The organism is Herbaspirillum sp. BH-1 (assembly GCF_002870055.1).
Lineage (GTDB): Bacteria > Pseudomonadota > Gammaproteobacteria > Burkholderiales > Burkholderiaceae_D > Herbaspirillum > Herbaspirillum frisingense.
Genome location: NZ_PKOI01000001.1, coordinates 499,424 through 516,594 on the forward strand (window position 1 = coordinate 499,424; position 17,171 = coordinate 516,594).

A 17,171-nucleotide genomic window follows, 5' to 3' on the forward strand; every position below is an offset into this window, starting at 1 on the left:
GCTAAATGCAACACTGTTGCATAAAATGCCGCCCTGACCGCGTAGCACGGTCGCCACTCTCGCGGCAAGGCAGCTCAGCACCCAGCCGCAACACACAAAAAACACAAGGGAAAAGATGAAAATGACCGCACTGCGGGCGGCCGTGCTGGGCGCGCTCGCCATGAGCCAGGCCCACAACCTGGCCTGGGGCGCCGATACCACCACCAACACCGCCGCCACCTCCGCCACCTCCGCCAGCGCCGACAGCGGACTGGGGCAGGTCGTGGTGACCGGCACCGGCGAGCGCCAGCAATACCGCCAGAACGCGACCTCCAGCGCCACCCGCAGCGAGACCCCCTTGCAGGAATTGCCGCAATCGGTCCAGGTGGTGTCGCGCCAGCTGATCGACGACCTGGCCGCCACGCGGCTGGCGGACGTGCTGCTTTACGTGAGCGGGGTGGCCAGGCAGAACAATTTCGGCGGTCTGTGGGACAACTATTCCATCCGCGGTTTTTCCGGCAGCGAAAACGGCGGCATGAACATCCTCTGGAACGGCTTCGCCTCCAACCGTGGCTATGCGCCGCCGCGCGACATGGCCAATGTCGAGAGCGTGGACTTCCTCAAGGGACCGGCGGCGGCCCTGTACGGCAATAGCGAACCAGGCGGCACCATCAACGTGGTCAGCAAGAAGCCGCAGTTCAAGTCGGCCAATGCGCTGGACCTGTCCATCGGCACCAACAATACCTACCGCAGTGCCGTCGATTCCACCGGCGCCCTCAACAGCGAAGTGGCCTATCGCATCAACGCTGCCATGGAGCACAAGGGCAGCATGCGCGACGACGTCACCAGCCAGCGCGAATTCCTGGCGCCGGCCTTCACCTGGGTGTTGTCGGACCGCACGGTCTTGAACTACGAGGGCGAATTCCTGCGCCAGAAGGCGCCGCTGGATCGCGGCATCGTCGCCGTCAACGGGAATCCGGGCGTGCTGCCGGTCTCGCGTTTCCTGGGCGAGCCACGCGATGGTGACATCAAGATGGAAAACCGCAACCACCTGCTGACGCTGGAACATCGTCTGGATGAGAACTGGCATGTGCGCACCGGCGTGTTCCACAAGGATGGCAGCCTGGATGGCTTCTCCACCGAGGCCTCCGCCCTGCAGGCCGACAACGCCACCCTGCGTCGCCAGCGCCGCTATCGCGATTACAGCTGGCACGATACCTCGTTGCAGGCCGAACTGGGCGGCAAGCTGCAGACCGGCGGCATCGGCCATGAGGTGCTGGTCGGCACCGAGATCGACTGGCTGACGCTGGACCAGCGCATGCTGCGCATCAACCCCAGCGCCGCTGCGCCCTACGCGGTCAACATCTACACCCCGGTCTACGGCCAGGCGCAACCCACGCCCCTGCCCAACACTGATACCAGCGAGCGCCAGATCAGCACCGCGCTCTATCTGCAGGATCAGGTCAGCCTGTCGGATCGCTGGAAATTGCTGGCCGGCGTACGCGCCGATTCCTTCCGCTCCACCCTGAACAACTGGCGCAGCGGCGCGACCACGCGCCAGGACAAGAGCGCCGTTTCGCCGCGCCTGGGCCTGACCTACCTGATCACGCCCGCCTGGTCGGTCTATGCCAGCGCCAGCAAGTCCTTCCGCCCCAACAGCGGCAGCGACGTGCAGGGCAATGCCTTCAGCCCCGAGACCGCCCGTGCAGCCGAAGCGGGCCTGAAGTTCCAGAGCCAGGACCAGCGCAGCGGCGCCACCCTGGCCGTGTTCGACATCACCAAGCAGAATGTGCTGACCACCGATCCGTCCAATCCCTCGTTCTCGGTGGCGGCCGGCGAGGTGCGCAGCAAGGGTGTGGAACTGGATGCCAATGCCAAGCTCGGACGCCACTGGCGCCTGACCGGCAACCTGGCCTATACCGACGCCTATGTCGCCAAGGACAACACCCTCACCGTCGGTGCGCGGCTGGTCAACGTGCCGCGCGTGTCGGGCAGCCTGCTGGCAGTGTTCGAGGATGTCGATGCGCACGGCGCACCCTTTGGCGTGGGCGGCGGCGCCAGCTATGTCGGGGCGCGTACCGGCGACCAGGCCGGCAGCTTCCGGTTGCCCGCCTATGCCACGGCACGGGCGCTGGCCTACTGGCAGTTCACGCCGCGCATGAAGCTCTCGCTGGACGTCAATAATCTTTTCAACAAGCGTTACTACACCAGCTCCTACAATAACCTGTGGATCATGCCGGGTGACGAGCGCAATGCCATGCTGGCGTTGAACGTCCGGTTCTGAGGGCGGCCCTGTGTCCCATCACCTGAACGCAGCGCGCCGCCGGACCCTGCTGGCGGTCGCCGCCCTGGCCGCTGTCCAGCCCTGGCGCAGCGCATTGGCGCACGGCGACGATGCGCCGCATTCGCATGCCGTCACCCGGGCGGATGCCGGCGTGCTGACCGTGGTCGGCCCCTGGGAAATGACCGGCCTCGATCCCTCGCGCTCCGGCTACATGTTCGCCCGCATGGAAGTGGTGGAGACGCTGCTGGAGGTGGACGACAGCGGCCACTTGCGTGCGGGCCTGGCCACTACCTGGCGGGTCAGCGATGACGGTCTGCAATGGCGCTTCGCACTGCGCAGCGGGCGACGCTACCATGATGGTAGCGCGCTCACCCCGGCCAGCGTGCTGGCCTGCCTGCAGCGCGCCGCCCAGCGGCCGGGCGTATTGCAGCTGGCGGCGATCGCGACGATGCAGCTGGAGGGCAGCGACCTGGTCATCACCTTGCGCCAGCCCTTCGGCCCTTTCCCCTATCTGCTGACGCACTACACGACGCAGATCCTGGCACCGGCTTCCTTCGACGCCAAGGGCAATGTGCAGGCCATCATCGGGAGCGGGCCATATCGCATCCGCTCCCTGAGCCTGCCCCAGCAATTCGATGTCGAACGCGTGGCCTTGATCGAGTCCGGGCAGGGCAGGCCGGTCCAGCGGGCGCGCTACATCAGCGTCTCGCGTGCGGAGACGCGCACCCTGCTGGTCCAGAGCGGCCAGGCCGATCTCGCCTTCTCGCTGGACCCGCCCAGCATCCGGGCGCTGCAAGACCATCCACGCGCGGCCCTGCTGTCGACCATGCTGCCGCGTACCACCATCCTCAAGCTCAACGCCGGTCATCCCTTCCTGGCCGATGTGCGCGTGCGACGCGCCATCGCGCTGTGCATCGAACGCGAGGGCATCGCCCGCGCCCTGCTGCGCGACCCCGACCTCGGTGCTACGCAACTGTTCCCCCCTGCGCTGGCGCGCTGGCACGATGCCAGCCTGCCGCCCTTGCAGACTGACCTGAAACAGGCCCGCCGCCTGCTGGAGGAGGCCGGCTGGCGTCTCGGTACGGACGGCGTGCGGTGGCGTGAGGGCCAGCGGCTGGCCTTGAATCTGACGACCTTCGTGGATCGTCCCGAACTGCCCCTGATCGCCACTGCCTTGCAGGAAGAGATGCGCCAGATCGGCATTGCCGTGCGGGTGGTGATCGGCAATTCCAGCGATATCCCGGCCGGCCATCGCAGCGGCTTGCTGCAGATGGCGCTGGCGGCACGCAACTACGGCAATCTCCCCGAACCGGTGGCCAGCCTGCTGCAGGATTTCGGTCCCGAGGGCGGCGACTGGGGCGCCATGGGCTGGCGCAATACCGAGGTGCCGGCGCTGCTGGCGCAACTGGCGGCCGCGCCTGCCGACCGTGACCGCAGCCTGCGCCAGCGCATCACCGCCGTGTTGCAGGAGCAGTTGCCGGTGATCCCGGTGGTCTGGTATCGCCAGACCTGCGCCGTCAGCCGGCGCCTGCGTGGCGCCAGCATCGACCCCTTTGAACGCAGTTACCGGATATCTTCCCTGCAATGGACCTGAATCGATTATTGAGCGCGGCCACCCGGCGCCGCTTGCTGCTCGCGCTGGGGCAGCGCCTGCTGCAGGCCGCTCTGGTGGCGCTGCTGGTGGGCACGCTGTGTTTCTTCATGACGCGCATGCTGCCCGGCGACATGGCCTACCGCATTGCGGCCGGGCGCTACGGCTATGACATGGTCACCACCGAGGCCGCGCTGGCCGTGCGTGCGGAACTGGGCCTGGACCGGCCCTGGTTCATGGCCCTGAGCGAATGGTGGGGCCGCCTGTTGCATCTGGACCTGGGAATGTCCCAGGTCACGGCCTTGCCGGTGCTGGTGGAAATCGGTCATCAACTGGGCCCGACGCTGCGCCTGTCGCTGCTGGCGATGGCGCTGTCGCTGGCCATCGGCCCCACTGCAGGCGTGCTGGCCGGGCTGCACCCGGGCGGCTGGCTGGACCGTGCCACGCTGGCCGTGTCGGTGGTCCTGCGGGCCTTGCCGTCCTTCCTGCTGGGGCTGTTGCTGGTGCTGCTGTTTTCGGTGCAGCTGGGCGCCTTGCCGGCAGCCGGTCATGGTGACCATGGCGGTATCCTGCTGCCGGCCCTGACGCTGGCGCTGGGCCTGGCGGCGGTGTCCTGCCGCGTGGCGCGTGATGCCATGGTGCAGGTCCGACGTTCCGAATACTTCAGTTTTGCGCTGACCAAAGGTTTGACCTTATCCCAGGCGCTGGCGCGCCATGGCCTGCGCAATGTGGCCGTACCGGTGGTGGCTTACCTGGGCGTGCAACTGGTGATGCTGGTCGAAGGCGTGGTGCTGGTGGAAACCATCTTCGCCTGGCCCGGCATCGGCCACGCGCTGGTGCATGCCATCTTCGGCCGCGACGTGCCGATGATCCAGGGCACTGCCCTGGTGCTGGGCCTGATGTTCGTCCTCTTCAATGCGCTGGTGGATGCCACCTGCGCCTTCCTTGATCCGCGAGGCCGAGCATGAGCCGCCTTTCTGCTTCCGATGTTCTTGTCGAGCGCGGGGCCGCCCGCTGGACCTGCGGCCAGTCTGCCGGGCTGCTCCTGTTGCTGGCGGTGGTGCTGCTGGCGCTGGTCGGGCCGATCGCCCTCGACATCGATCCGGCGCGCCAGCATCTGGCGCGCTTCCTTGAAGCGCCCAGCCTGGCGCAGCCGTTGGGTTACGACCAGCTTGGGCGCAGCATGCTGGCCCGGCTGGCGCATGGCGCCCGGCTATCCTTGTCGCTGGCACTGGTAAGCGTGCTGTCGGCGGCCGTTCCTGGCTTCCTCATCGGTCTGCTGGCGGCCTGGTGCGGCGGCTGGACCGAGCGCGTGCTGGCGGCGCTGGCCGATGCCGTGCTGGCCTTGCCGGGCTTGTTGCTGGTGCTGCTGCTGGCGGCCTTGGCGCCGGGTGGCTTCTGGCCCTTGTACGTGGGCATTTCGCTGGCGCTCTGGGTGGAATATTTCCGGGTGGTGCGTGCCGCATGCCGCGTCCTGCTGGCCAGCCCGCAGGTGGAGGCCTCGCGCCTGCTGGGCTTTGGGCCTGCTTACATCATCCGTCGTCACGTATTGCCGGCCTTGCTGCCGCGTCTGCTGACGCTGATGCGCTTCGGCCTGGCCGGCGCGGTGCTGGCGATGTCGGCACTGGGCTTCGTGGGCGTGGGTCTGCAGCCGCCGACGCCGGAACTGGGCGTCATGATGATCGAACTGTTGCCCTATTACCGTGAGGCGCCCTGGCTGGTGGGTGCGCCGGTGCTGGTGCTGTTCATGACCCTGCTGGGTTTGCTGCTGCTGTCGCCGCAGAAGGAGGCCGCATGAATGCGCAGGCGCCGGTGCCGGCGCTGTGCGTGCAAGACCTCGCGGTGCTGCACGGAGAGGATGTGCTGGTCGATGCGACCAGCTTTTCCATCCCGGCTGGTGGCGTGCTGACGTTGCTGGGCGAGAGTGGCTCCGGCAAGTCCTTGCTGGCCCAGGCCATCATGGGTCATCTGCCGGCCAACCTGCGCTGTACCGGGCGCATCAGCATCGATGGCGAAGCGGGGGAGGCTGCCGATGTCGCCCCGCGCCAGGCAGGGTGGGGCCGGCGTATCGCGCTGCTGCCCCAGGAACCCTGGCTGGCACTGGACCCGACCATGACCGTGGCGCAGCAGGTGGCCGAGACCTATGAGCTGATCAGCCGGCCGGCCGTCGATACCCAGAACGACAGCCTGCGGACTGCCCGCAGCAACGCCCGGACGTCGGCCCTGGATGCGCTGGCCAGCCTGGGCCTGCGGGATGCGGCGGACAAATATCCTTTCATGATCTCCGGTGGCATGGCGCAGCGGGTGGCGTTCCTGGCCACGCATGCGGCCGGCGCACCGTTGCTGATCATCGACGAACCCACCAAGGGACTGGATGCCGACCGCCGTGGCGAAGTGCTGGCCCTGCTGCAGGCGGCCCGCAAGGAGGGTATGAGCCTCCTGTGCATCACCCACGACGTCTGGCTGGCGCGAGCGCTGGGCGGGCAGCTGGCGGTGATGCTGGAGGGGCGCATGGTGGAGCGGGGCGAGGCCGAGGCGGTACTGGCCGCGCCGCAGCACACCTATACCCGGCGCCTGCTGGCGGCCGATCCGGCGTGCTGGCCACTGCCTGCGCCAGTGCAGGCCGCAACCGGCGACATCGGCCGGGTCATCGCCGAGATCAGCGGCGTCAGCAAGGCCTTCGGCGAGCGTGTGCTGTTCAGCGATGTCAGTGCGCGCATCCACGCCGGTGAGATCCTGGCAATCAGCGGTCCCAGCGGGGTGGGCAAGACCAGCTTCGGCAATCTCCTGCTGGGCCTGCTCAAGCCCGATACGGGAACCGTCACCCGCGCCGTCGGCCTGGCGCGCACGGCGTTCCAGAAGATCTATCAGGACCCGGCGGCGGCCTTTGCGCCCACCGTCAGCCTGCGCCAGTCCCTGCGGGACGTGGTGCGCCTGCACCAGCTGGACTGGAACCGGCTGGAGGCGCTGCTGGCGCGCATGCGGGTCGATACCGGGCTGCTGGATCGCCTGCCGCGCCAGGTATCGGGTGGCGAACTGCAGCGCATTGCATTGGCACGGGTGCTGTTGATGAAACCGGCGCTGATCTTTGCCGACGAGCCCACCTCGCGGCTGGACCCGCTGACCCAGCAGGAAGTGATCAGCCTCTTGGTGGAAGAGGCCAGGGCAGCGAGGTGTGCGGTGCTGCTGGTGACGCACGATGCCGATATCGTGCGCTGCGTGGCGGACCGGCAGATACGCCTGGGCAACTGACCCTCAGGCGCGGGCGCCGAACTTGCGGCGCAGCCGCCGCCAGCCGATCACCACGGCACTGCCCGACAAGGCCAGCCCGCCGATGCTCAGCAGGATCAGCACGGCCTCGCGCAACCAGCCGGCGGCCAGCATCGGCCCCAGGTCCCAGCTATGCAGCAGGCTGAACAGCCAGCGCCCGATGCGCTGGGCGCGGTCGGCACTCAATTCCACCTGTCCGCTCTGCAGGTTGAGGTAGACCAGGGTATCACCGGCATCGGCAAACCTCAGTCTGAGCACGGGCAACTGTCGTTGCGCGCCACCCATCATGGCCTCGCTGTCGCGGCGGTAGTAATAGGCATCGTACTGCTCCATGCGCTCCACCTTCACCAGGGGCGCGTCCATCAGCCGGGCGCCGGCACGTTCCAGCGTGGCGCCAGACCAATGCTGCGCCACCAGCAGGCGCTGCCCGTGCGCATCGGCGGCCAGGACCAGGCGTGTTCCATCATGTGCGTCGCGGGCCAGCACGAAGGGCTGGCCGGCCAGCGTCAGCCATTCCAGTTCCACCGGACGAAACCCGCTATCGGCCAGGCTTTGCAGGATGGCTCCGGTAGGGGCCGCCAGCAGGCCGCCTTGGGCCGGCACCGCCGCATAGCGCGCCAGGTCGGGCCGTTGCGCGGCGGAGAAGATGCCCAGCGGGTTCATCGACATCAGGCCGCTGAAGATCCAGGTCAGGGTGATGGCCGCGAAGCCCAGGCCGAGCAGGTGATGCCAGCGCATCCAGCCGGGCGCGAAGGGGGAGTGCGAGCCGGACTTGTAGGGCCGGCCGAAGCGCCAGCGCCACAGTCCCACCACGATCCCGCTGCAGGCCACCAGCACGCAGCCGGCCGAGAGCGCGATCACGGTCCAGGTCCAGACCGGATCGACCGGCTGGTTCTTGAAGACGTAGAGCCAGTGCAGCCAGGCGCCGACATAGTTCCAGCCGCGTTGCAGGCGGGTCGCCTGCATCACCACTTCGCCGCTATGCGAGGAGACGTAGACCAGGGTGTGGGCGGCATCGTCCAGCATGATCTGGTGCAGTGGCCGATGCGCGTCCAGCGACCGGGCATGGGTCCAGCGGTCTTCGTGCAACTGACCCAGGTAATGGGCCTCGGCGCCCGGACGGAACAGCCGTGCCGAGCGCAGCGCAGCATCGCGGTCGAATTGCGTCTGGGTTGTGCCGGAAGCCGCATCCAGCGACAGCAGGCTGCCATCCTTCTGGCGCAGCAGATAGCGCGGCTGGCCACTGGCGGCGTTGAGCACCAGTGCGCCGGCACGCGCCTGCGGCGGTGCTCCCTGCAGCTGGCTGCCGGCTTCCAGCGCAGGGAGGGCTGCCAGCCTGTCCCAGGGCGTGAGCTTGGGATAGCCGACGAACAGCATCACCACGCCGCTGGCGAACCACAGGGCCATCAGCAGGCAGCCTGCCACGCCGCACCAGCGGTGGGTCAGGTAGGTCCAGCGGCGCAGGCGCGCCGGCCAGGAAGTCGCCGCCATCGATCAGAAGCGGTGGTTCACGCTCAACTGCAACTCGCGTCCCGGTCCGTACAGCCATTGGGTATTGGTGTAGTAGGCGGTGGTGAAGTAGTGCTTGTCGAACACGTTGTTGGCACGCAGGGTCAGGGTGGTGGCTTGCGTGGCCTTCCAGCGCAGGGCCAGGTCGGTAGTGGTGTAGGCCGGCAGCTTGAGGGTGTTGGCGTTGTCGGCATAGCGCGCGCCCACGTACTGCAGGCCGCCGCTGGCAGTCCAGGCGGGCAGGAAGTCCCAGCTCAGCCACAGGTTGGCCAGTCGTTCCGGCACGTTGGTGGGGACATTGCCGCTGCGCGAAACAGCCACGCCGGCCACCGCTTCGGCGAAGTCGTCGAAGCGCGCCCGCAGCACGGTGGCGTTGGCGTCCAGCTTCACGGTATCGGCCAGGGCCAGCGACAGGCTGGCTTCGACGCCGCGCGAGGATTGCTGGCCGACCTGGATGCTCTGGCTGGCATTGGCCGGATCGCGGGTGACCAGGTTGTTCTTGCGGATGTCATAGAGGGCCAGGGTCCATTGGCCGCGCTTGTTCCAGAACACCTGCTTGACGCCCACTTCCACCTGGCGACCGGTGGACAGGGCGAAGCGGCTGTTGGACTGGGTCAGCATGAGCAGGCCCGACACCGGTGCGGCGGCCTTGGTGTATTGGCCATAGACAGACAGGTCCGGCGTGATGGCATACACCGAGCCCAGGCGCCAGCCGAGGTTGGAGTAGCTCTGGCTGAAGTCGTTGGCGCTGTTGATCAGGTCGCTGCGGGAGACGTCGGCATGGTCGAAGCGCAAACCGGCCAGCACGCTCAGGCGCTCGGTCAGGTCCAGCTTGTCTTCGGAGAAGACCGAATACTGCGAGGCACTGTTGCGATAGCGTGGCCGGAAGGCGGGGACGCCGGTACCGCTGGCGTAGACGCCGGGGTCGAAGTCATAGGGATTGACGCTGCTGAAGTTGCCCACATAGGTGTTGTTGGTGTGGGTGAAGCTGCTGGAGTTGATATCGAAGCCGACCGAGACCTGGTTGCTCAGGCCCAGCAGGTGGCCCTTGAAGGTGGCGTCGGTGGTGTTGCCGGTCTGCGACTGGTCATGCCGGATCTGGGTCGCGCCGCTGCGGTCGACCAGCCCGGAGGCCGCGTTGTAGACGTAGGATTCGGCGTTGCGCCAGTTGCGCTCGCTATTGATCTGGTAGAAGCGGGTGCGCACGGTGGTGTCGGCGTTCGGTGTCCATTGCGCTTCCAGTTGCGCCCAGCGGTCTTTGTAGTCGATGTTGCCGTCACCGACATTGAAGTTCTTTTCGCGCAGCGCATCGACCTGCTGGCCATTGATCAGCGGCGTGCCGAAATAGGGCATGGGACGCTGGTGGCCCTGGGCGTAGCTGAGTTGCACGAACAGGTCGGGATTGACGTCCAGCCGCAGCGCGCCGGAGAAACTGAGGTTGTTGGAATAGCCGCGATCCACCCAGCCATCGGAGCGATCACCGCTGATATCCACACGGTAGGACAGCATGTCGTTGATGGCGCCACCACTGCCCAGGCCCAGGCGCTGCGTGTTGTGGCTGCCGATGCTGGCCTCGACTTCATTTTCGATCTTGCCGCGGGAAGGTTTCTTCGGCACCACATTGACCACGCCGCCGATGGCGCCATCGCCATAGATCACCGAGGCCGGTCCGCGCAGCACTTCGATGCGATCCACGCTCCAGGTGTCGAAGGGGAAGCTCACGCCGACGCCGCCGTACTGGCGCACGCCGTCGTACAGGCGCATGACCGAGGTGGTATCGGTAAAGCCGCGTGCCGACAGCGAGCTGCCGCTGTTGCCCGGGTGCGCCAGGCTGCTGTAGCCGGGGGCGCGGGTGATGGCATCGACGATGCTGGCGTCGCCGCGTTCTTCCAGCTGACGACGGTCGATCACGCTGACGCTGGCCGGAATCTGCAGGGGCGTGAGGTCGAGGTTGGAACCGGTGCTCACCGGATTCTGCAAGGGCGCGGTGCTGGTGGCGCTCACCGAGATGGTGGGCAGGGTGGCGTCGTTCTGCTGTGCCTGAGCACTGGCGGCGAGGCACAGCAGGGGCAGTGCCAGGTGGAAGGGGGAACGTTGCTGCTGGCCGGGGCTGCCCCGGTGCTGTCGTGTGGTCATGGTCGCAGTCTGAGTGGGCATGCCATGCATGCCTGCAGGAAGTAAAGAAATCGGATCGCGGCCGATTCTAACAACGCCGAGGGTCGGACTGGGGGCAGCGTGAATCGGGTGGAAATGCGCTGTCGCAGAGGGGAAAGCCGCTCCAGCAAAGGTTTTGCGGCTGATTTTGGAGGGTGATGGGAGGTGCCGGGTGCGACAATTAGCCGCAGCCCTGCAGCGACTAATCCAGGCGGCTGACGGGGCCCGACTCGCCCCCGCCCAGCAGCAGGGTCGTCCATCTTCCCTGGGCGGAAGAGGCGCCTTCGGGCAGGATCATGTAGGAGAGGCTTTTCAGTCCGCAATACTGTTCCAGATAGTCGCGCGCATGGGCCATGCGGTCGCGCAACTGGGTGATGCCGTCTTTCGCGCCAGGCTGCACGGGAAGGAATTCGAACATCACTTCAGGATGCAGGAATTCGGTGAGATGCCGGATCACCAGCTCGGTATCGGGGGCCTCGGCGTTGAACTCGTGGTGGGAAGGGAGTTCTTCCTCGCGCAGTTGATAGCGGATCAGGCAGCGCATGGGTCACCTCAGTCCGGGGATGTCCGGCAGCAGGGTCAGGCGCGGATACTCATGCTGGATGGCACGATCACGGCCCTGTTCCTTGGCCAGATAGAGGGCGGCGTCGGCACTGTCGATCAGGTCGCGGGCATCCACCTGCGCGCCCTTGCCGCTGGCCAGGCTGGCCGCGCCCACGCTGATGGTGACCTGGCCGACCGGGCTGCCCTCGTGGGGAATGCGCAATGCCCGCACCGCCTGCACCAGTCTGCCGGAAATGGCAGCCGCACTGGCGGCATTGCAGTTGGGCAGGATCAGGGCGAATTCCTCGCCGCCATAGCGCGCCACGATGTCGCCCTGGCGGCGCGCCACGCCATTGAGGGCGGCGGCCACCTGCTTGAGGCAGATGTCGCCGGCGGCATGGCCGTAGGTGTCGTTGTAGCGCTTGAAATGGTCCACATCCACCATGATCAGCGAGAGCGATTCGCCGGAACGGTTCAGGCGCGCCAGTTCTGCCGTGAGTGCGGCATCGAAGTAGCGGCGGTTGAAGACATCGGTCAGGCCATCCTTCTGCGACTGCGCTTCCAGGGTGCGGTAGAGACGTTCCAGTTCGGTGCGGGCGGTGATGGCTTCCATCTCTGCCGTTTCGCGCCCGGCCACCTGCGCCACCAGCCGGTTGCCGCCGTAGCCGATGACGATCAACAGCAACAGCACGGCAATGCCGCGTATCCAGACACGGCGCGTCCAGTCTTCCAGGATGTCGTCCTTGGCCAGCGCCACCGCCACGAACAGCGGATACAGGTTGCAGTGCCGGAAGCTGGTGATGCGCACGATGTCGTCGCGCGGCGAACGCAGCTCGAAGGAGCCTTGTTCGGCGTTGGTCAGATATCCCTGCAGTATCGACTTGGAGATGTCCAGCCCGATGGAATAGCTCAACAACGGCTGGCGGTAGATCACCGTGCCTTCATTCAAGCCGAACAGGATGGCACCATTGCGGCCGATGGCGAATTGCTCGTAGTAGCGCTGGAAGTGCGACAGGTCGATGTCGGCCACCACCACGCCGGCGAAGCTGCCGTCGGGATGATTGATGCGGCGGCTCATGGTGACGACCCACTGACCACTGACGCGGCTGCGCATGGGTTTGCCGAGATAGGCCTGGTTGGTGCGCAGGCGCTGGTGATGCAGGAAGTAGTCGTCCTGGATATAGCGGTGTTCCAGGGTGGCCTGCGAGGTGCCGATGGCCAGCCCCGTTTCGTCATAGACCATCAGCATGGCCAGTTGCGGCACCGCCGCCACCGAGGTAACCATGAAATCGTGCGTGCGCTGCCGTCCGGCGGCCTTGGTACCGTCATAGTCGAGGTGCTCCTGCACCCCGAGCAGCACCACGTCGACTTCCTTGAAGGTCTGGTCGGCCTGCTGGGTCAGCGCCAGGGCCATGTTGGAGGCGTCGCGGGTGGCCTCGTCCAGCGCCATTTCATAGGCGCGCCAGGCCGACCATGCCTCCAGCAGCAGGATGATCAGGCAGACCACGACCACGAACAGCTTGGCTGTTCGTGATGCGCGCTGGATTCTGTGTTCTGGCATGTCGCTTTCCCCGGAAACGGCCTTTCCCCGGCGCCATTGTTATGAAATCCTGCTGAAGCGTCCATCGGGGATTACCTGAACTTGTGAGGAGATTAACAGATTCCCCCTCTCCGGGGGCAAGCCTTGCCTGCCGGAAAGCGCCATCGGGGCGCTGTCCGTGGCTTTTCCACCCGAGTCGCTGCGCCCCTTGTCGCTGATCGCTAGTCGTAGCGACGGCTGAACAGGATGTTCAGGCCGTTGATGGTGCCGGCGCGGGCCACTACCGACCAGCGGCGCGAAATCTGCCAGGTCGCCTTGGCCACGCTGGCCGCACCCTGCAGGCTTTGTTCGTAGCCCAGGGTGATCTTCTGGGTGATGGCCTTGCCCAGGTTGACCACCTGCTCGTCGGTCAGCCCCGATTCGCTGGAGCCGATGCTGAACTGGTCCAACCCGATGTCCTTGGCGATGCGCTTGCCGCCCATGTTGCCCACCAGCGCCAGGGCCTGGCTGCTGGCGTTGCGCTGGCCGATGTTGGAGCTGTCGGTGCCATGGCCGAACATCATCCAGGACAGTTTTTCATCGTCCGGGACGTTGGGTTCGGACACCAGTTGCACGCGTGGCTGGTTGGCATTGCCGGTCACCGAGACGCCGGCTTCGACGTCCTGGTTGCGACGCATGGCCAGGATGTTGATGTTGGGATTGGCGATCGGCCCCTGGAAGTTGATGATGCCCCGCTCGATATTGAGCTTGGTGCCAAAGGCTTCATAGCTGCCCTCGGCCACGTTGATGGTGCCGGTGGCGCGCAGGGGGGAGAGCGGTTCGCTGCGCACCATCATGTCGCCGCGCAGGAGCAGGTCGGCGCCACTGCCGCGGAAGCGGAAGTCATTGCCCAGGTCGACCGCCAGGTTGATGACGGGTGCGAACTTGCTGGCCGGCTTTTCGGTCGCGGCTTCCAGCTTCTGTTGCGAGGAGGCGGCCGCCCCGACGCGGTTCTTGCCGCTGCGACTGACGATGACCACGTCGTCCCCCAGCTTGGGTGCGCTGCTCTTGGGCAGGTCGAACAGCCCACGGTCGACGATGAACTTGCCGTCCACGCGCAATTGTTCGTTGACGTTGCTGATCTTGCCTTCGCCGGAGAGCATCAATTGCCGGTCGGGACTGGCGAAGAGCTCCAGGTGATCGGCGGTGAGGGTGGCATTGAGGTCGGGATTGTCGGCACCCAGCTGGATCTTGCCACCGGCGCGCAGGGTGCCGCGCCCGCCATGGAACTCGATCTGGCGCAGTTCGATGACATTGCTGTCCATGACGATGCGCACGATGCCGTCCTTCAGCTGGATACCCTGGTCGAATTCGGTCAGGGCCAGGTTGTCGCCGTTGATGGCCCCCGACAGGCGGGGCTGGCCCAGCGTGCCGGCGGCATTGAGGTCGGCCGACAGCTTGCCGTTGAGGCTCAGTTGCGGACCGATCAGATCGCCCACCCGCTTGAGCTGCGGGACATCCAGGCGGGCCCGCAGGTTCAGCGGGGATGCCGCGTCCAGTGCCAGCAACTGGTCGATGCGACGCAGGCCGACTTCGCCGCCCAGGTCCAGGCTGCCGATGCGCGCGGCATCGACGCGGCCGCTCACGCGCATCTGTTCGCCCTGGAAGTCGCTGCGCAGCTTGAGTTCCGACAGGCCCAGCGTGGCTTCGCCGGTGCTGGTGGTGATCCTGACATCGCCCGATCTGCGGGCGATCTGCAGGTAGCCGCTGGCGCGTTCGGCCAGGCTGAAGTCCCAGTCGCTATCGAGCACCAGGTCGGTCTTGACCGGGGCGGGTGTGCCGCTGAATTGCTGCACCAGTTCCAGCACCCGTCCCAGGTCCAGCGCCCGAACCTGGCCGGCCGATGCCAGTCGGCCCTGCTGATAGGACAGGCGTTTGAGTTCGATGGCGGCACGGTCGATCTCGATGCGGGTGCTGCCAGCCTCGATACCGTCGGCCGAGGCATCCAGTGTCAGCGGACTGCCCAGGGCGATGCGCGGGAAGCCCTGGTTGCTGAACTGGTCGATGCTGCCGGCCCAGCCATACTGGCCCTTGGTCTTTTCGGTGACCTGGCCGTGGGCGCCCACGGCCAGGTCCAGGGTCTGATCCTGCAGCTTGCCCTTGGCCTGCAGGGCCAGCGTGTGCCGGGCGTAGGTGCCGTCCAGCTTGATCGCCAGGCGTGACAGTTCGGCCTGCGGGCCGCTGTAGCCGTCACCCTCCAGCGTGAGCGCCAGGCGGTTGTCGGGCGAGGCCACACCGGCGGCCAGGTTGCTGTGCAGTTCGCTCTGGCCGGCCAGGTGGTGCAGCTTGTGCGCGCCGAACTGCAATTGCTCCGCCTGGAAATTGGCCACCACATCGGGGCGCTGGCGCGTGCCGCTGACGGTACCGTCCAGGCGCAGCAGGCCGGACAAGCCGTAACCCAGGCGTGCCAATTGTGGCGCATCGACCTTGAGCCGCAACTTGTCCCCGGCCTTGCCGAAGCTGCCGTCCAGGTCCAGCGTATTGCCGGCAACCTGCAGATTGGCCCTGGAAGGCAGAAGACGCATGCCGGCCAGCTGCAGGTCACCCCGGCCGCTCATGGGCAGATCGCCATAGCTGCTGTCGTGGATGCGGAAACCGAGCTTGACCTTCAGCTCCGGCGAGAGGGCGCCGGCTGCGTCGAAGTCCATGTTGATGCGCGCGCGCACCGGTTGCGAAGGCGCTGCGCTGCGGGTGCGACGCCCCTTGTTGACCGGTGGCGGGGTGACGGCCTGCAGGACGGCCGTGGGGTCGAAGTCCAGCAGCCTGCCCTTGACGGCGTAATCCATCGCGCCCACGGTCTGCAAGGACCCGGCGGTTTCCAGGCGCGATTTGCCGGCGGTCAGGGAAGCCTCCCGCACCTGTACCCGATCGGCGCCGATGACGGTATCCACGTGAAGCTTCAGGGCGCTGTCCTGCAGGGTCAGCAGCAGTTGCTGGGCGTTTGGCGCCAGCGTCACGTCGACCGGCCCGGATAGCCGGGTGGGACGCACCTGCCGATGGATCTGGCTGAGATCGAGTTCGTTGACGCGCAGCTTGAACTGGCCGGCCATGGGGGACTCCCTGCCGGGCGCCGTGCTACCGGGGCGGAACTGGCCACCGCCTTCGATGCGGGCGTTGCGGGGCAGGCGGATATCCAGTCGCGACAGGGTCTGCTGTTGCAGGTCCAGTTGCAGATCGGCGCTGGCCGAGAGCAGGGGCAGCAGTTGCTGGTCCAGGCTGCCAGGGCGGGCATTGGTGATGTCCACCCGGCCGGCCACCTGCAGCGGGGCATTGGCGGCGAGTCCGGCCGGCGGAGCGAGGTCGGCGCCCAGGTTGAGGTCGGCTGCCGGCGCGGCGGCGTTGAAGGCCTGCGGATTGAGATGCTGCAGATCGACCCGGGCGCGCTTGAGCGGGACCGCGGCAAAGGGTGTGGCGACGACGTCGGCGTTGCCCTTGAGCTTGTCGCCCCCGGCGGTGAGGGCGATGCCCAGTTCCTCCAGCGAGCCAGACAACTGGGCGGCCAACTGGTATTGCTCCTTGAACTCGCCCTGCTGATAGGCGCCGGTCAGTTCCAGGCCGCCGCCGATGGCGAAGGGGCGCTTGCCGTTCAGATGCAGCAGGGCCGTGGCCTGGCCGTAGGGGGTCATGACGCGGTCCAGCACCAGCGTGTGTTGCACGCCGTCGGAGCTGCCGTGCAGTTTCAGGTCCGACAGTTCGGTGGTGGACGTCCCCTGGACCAGGCTCAGGTGGCCCAGGCTGATCTCGCCGATCTCCACGGCCAGGGGGATGTCCAGCGAGGTCGGCAGGGTGGTCGGCTCGGACGGCGAGGGCTGCTGTTTCAGCTGCACCGTGCCCACGCGCAGGTAGTCGATGCTGAACTTGCGCTGCAGCACTGCCAGATGCCAGCGGGCGTCGATACTGTCGATATCGAGGATGCGCTGCCCATCCTGGTAGTGTAAGGCGCGCAGGCGCAGACCGTCGGCCACGGTGCCGCCCAGCAACTGGCCGGAGAGCTTGCCGTCCAGCGCCTTGACCGCGCCGTTCCACAGCAGGCGGGTGCCGCTTTCGGTCTTCAAGGCGTACAGGCTTGTACCGGCGGTGGCCAGGAGCAGAAGGGCGAGCGTGCCGCCGCTCCAGGCCAGGATGCGGCCCGTGCGGCCCATTCGGCCCATCTTGCCAGCGCGCTTGCGCGAGCGCCGTGGACCCGGCGGCTCCGGTGTAGGGGAAGAATCCTGCGATGCTTGTGGCTGGTCGCTCATGCGTGCCTGTCGTTCGAAATCATA

General features: G+C 66.8%; 10 protein-coding genes. 5 read left to right on the forward strand and 5 right to left on the reverse strand.

Translation table 11 applies throughout. The features are described 5' to 3' along the window. Positions 1 to 121 precede the first annotated feature (121 nt). The 5 genes from HBH1_RS02245 to HBH1_RS02265 are packed head-to-tail and all read left to right on the forward strand — an operon-like array spanning position 122 to position 7,106. A complete protein-coding gene (locus tag HBH1_RS02245) occupies positions 122 to 2,263 on the forward strand; it encodes a TonB-dependent siderophore receptor (RefSeq protein ID WP_369878591.1) in 2,142 nt (713 codons plus the stop codon). Between the two features lie 10 nt (positions 2,264 to 2,273). Further along, positions 2,274 to 3,857: an ABC transporter substrate-binding protein gene (locus tag HBH1_RS02250; RefSeq protein WP_102661410.1), complete on the forward strand. Its 1,584-nt coding sequence runs from the start codon at positions 2,274 to 2,276 to the stop codon at positions 3,855 to 3,857. Further along, positions 3,848 to 4,822, forward strand: coding sequence for an ABC transporter permease (locus HBH1_RS02255; RefSeq protein WP_102661411.1), 975 nt, complete (start codon positions 3,848 to 3,850; stop codon positions 4,820 to 4,822). Before HBH1_RS02250 ends, HBH1_RS02255 begins: the two co-directional genes overlap by 10 nt. After that, positions 4,819 to 5,652: an ABC transporter permease gene (locus tag HBH1_RS02260; RefSeq protein ID WP_102661412.1), complete on the forward strand. Its 834-nt coding sequence runs from the start codon at positions 4,819 to 4,821 to the stop codon at positions 5,650 to 5,652. Before HBH1_RS02255 ends, HBH1_RS02260 begins: the two co-directional genes overlap by 4 nt. Further along, on the forward strand, positions 5,649 to 7,106 hold the full coding sequence (locus HBH1_RS02265; protein ID WP_102661413.1) for an ABC transporter ATP-binding protein: 1,458 nt from the start codon (positions 5,649 to 5,651) through the stop codon (positions 7,104 to 7,106). The genes HBH1_RS02260 and HBH1_RS02265 overlap by 4 nt, the downstream gene beginning before the upstream one ends. Before the next feature lie 3 nt (positions 7,107 to 7,109). On the opposite strand, the gene HBH1_RS02270 is transcribed toward HBH1_RS02265, so the two are convergent. From HBH1_RS02270 to HBH1_RS02290, 5 genes are all read right to left on the reverse strand, one after another. Then, the gene (locus HBH1_RS02270; protein WP_102661414.1) at positions 7,110 to 8,615 is read right to left on the reverse strand and encodes a PepSY domain-containing protein; all 1,506 of its coding nucleotides are present in this window, start codon (positions 8,613 to 8,615) and stop codon (positions 7,110 to 7,112) included. A 3-nt stretch (positions 8,616 to 8,618) separates the two neighbouring features. Beyond that, a complete protein-coding gene (locus HBH1_RS02275; RefSeq protein WP_233207494.1) occupies positions 8,619 to 10,790 on the reverse strand; it encodes a TonB-dependent receptor in 2,172 nt (723 codons plus the stop codon). Between the two features lie 199 nt (positions 10,791 to 10,989). Next, positions 10,990 to 11,331: a hypothetical protein gene (locus HBH1_RS02280; RefSeq protein ID WP_006462441.1), complete on the reverse strand. Its 342-nt coding sequence runs from the start codon at positions 11,329 to 11,331 to the stop codon at positions 10,990 to 10,992. A 3-nt stretch (positions 11,332 to 11,334) separates the two neighbouring features. Further along, positions 11,335 to 12,891 (reverse strand): sensor domain-containing diguanylate cyclase, encoded by a 1,557-nt coding sequence (locus HBH1_RS02285; RefSeq protein WP_102661415.1) that lies wholly within the window; start codon positions 12,889 to 12,891, stop codon positions 11,335 to 11,337. 200 nt (positions 12,892 to 13,091) lie between these two features. Continuing rightward, a complete protein-coding gene (locus HBH1_RS02290) occupies positions 13,092 to 17,147 on the reverse strand; it encodes a translocation/assembly module TamB domain-containing protein (RefSeq protein WP_102661416.1) in 4,056 nt (1,351 codons plus the stop codon). Positions 17,148 to 17,171 lie beyond the last annotated feature (24 nt).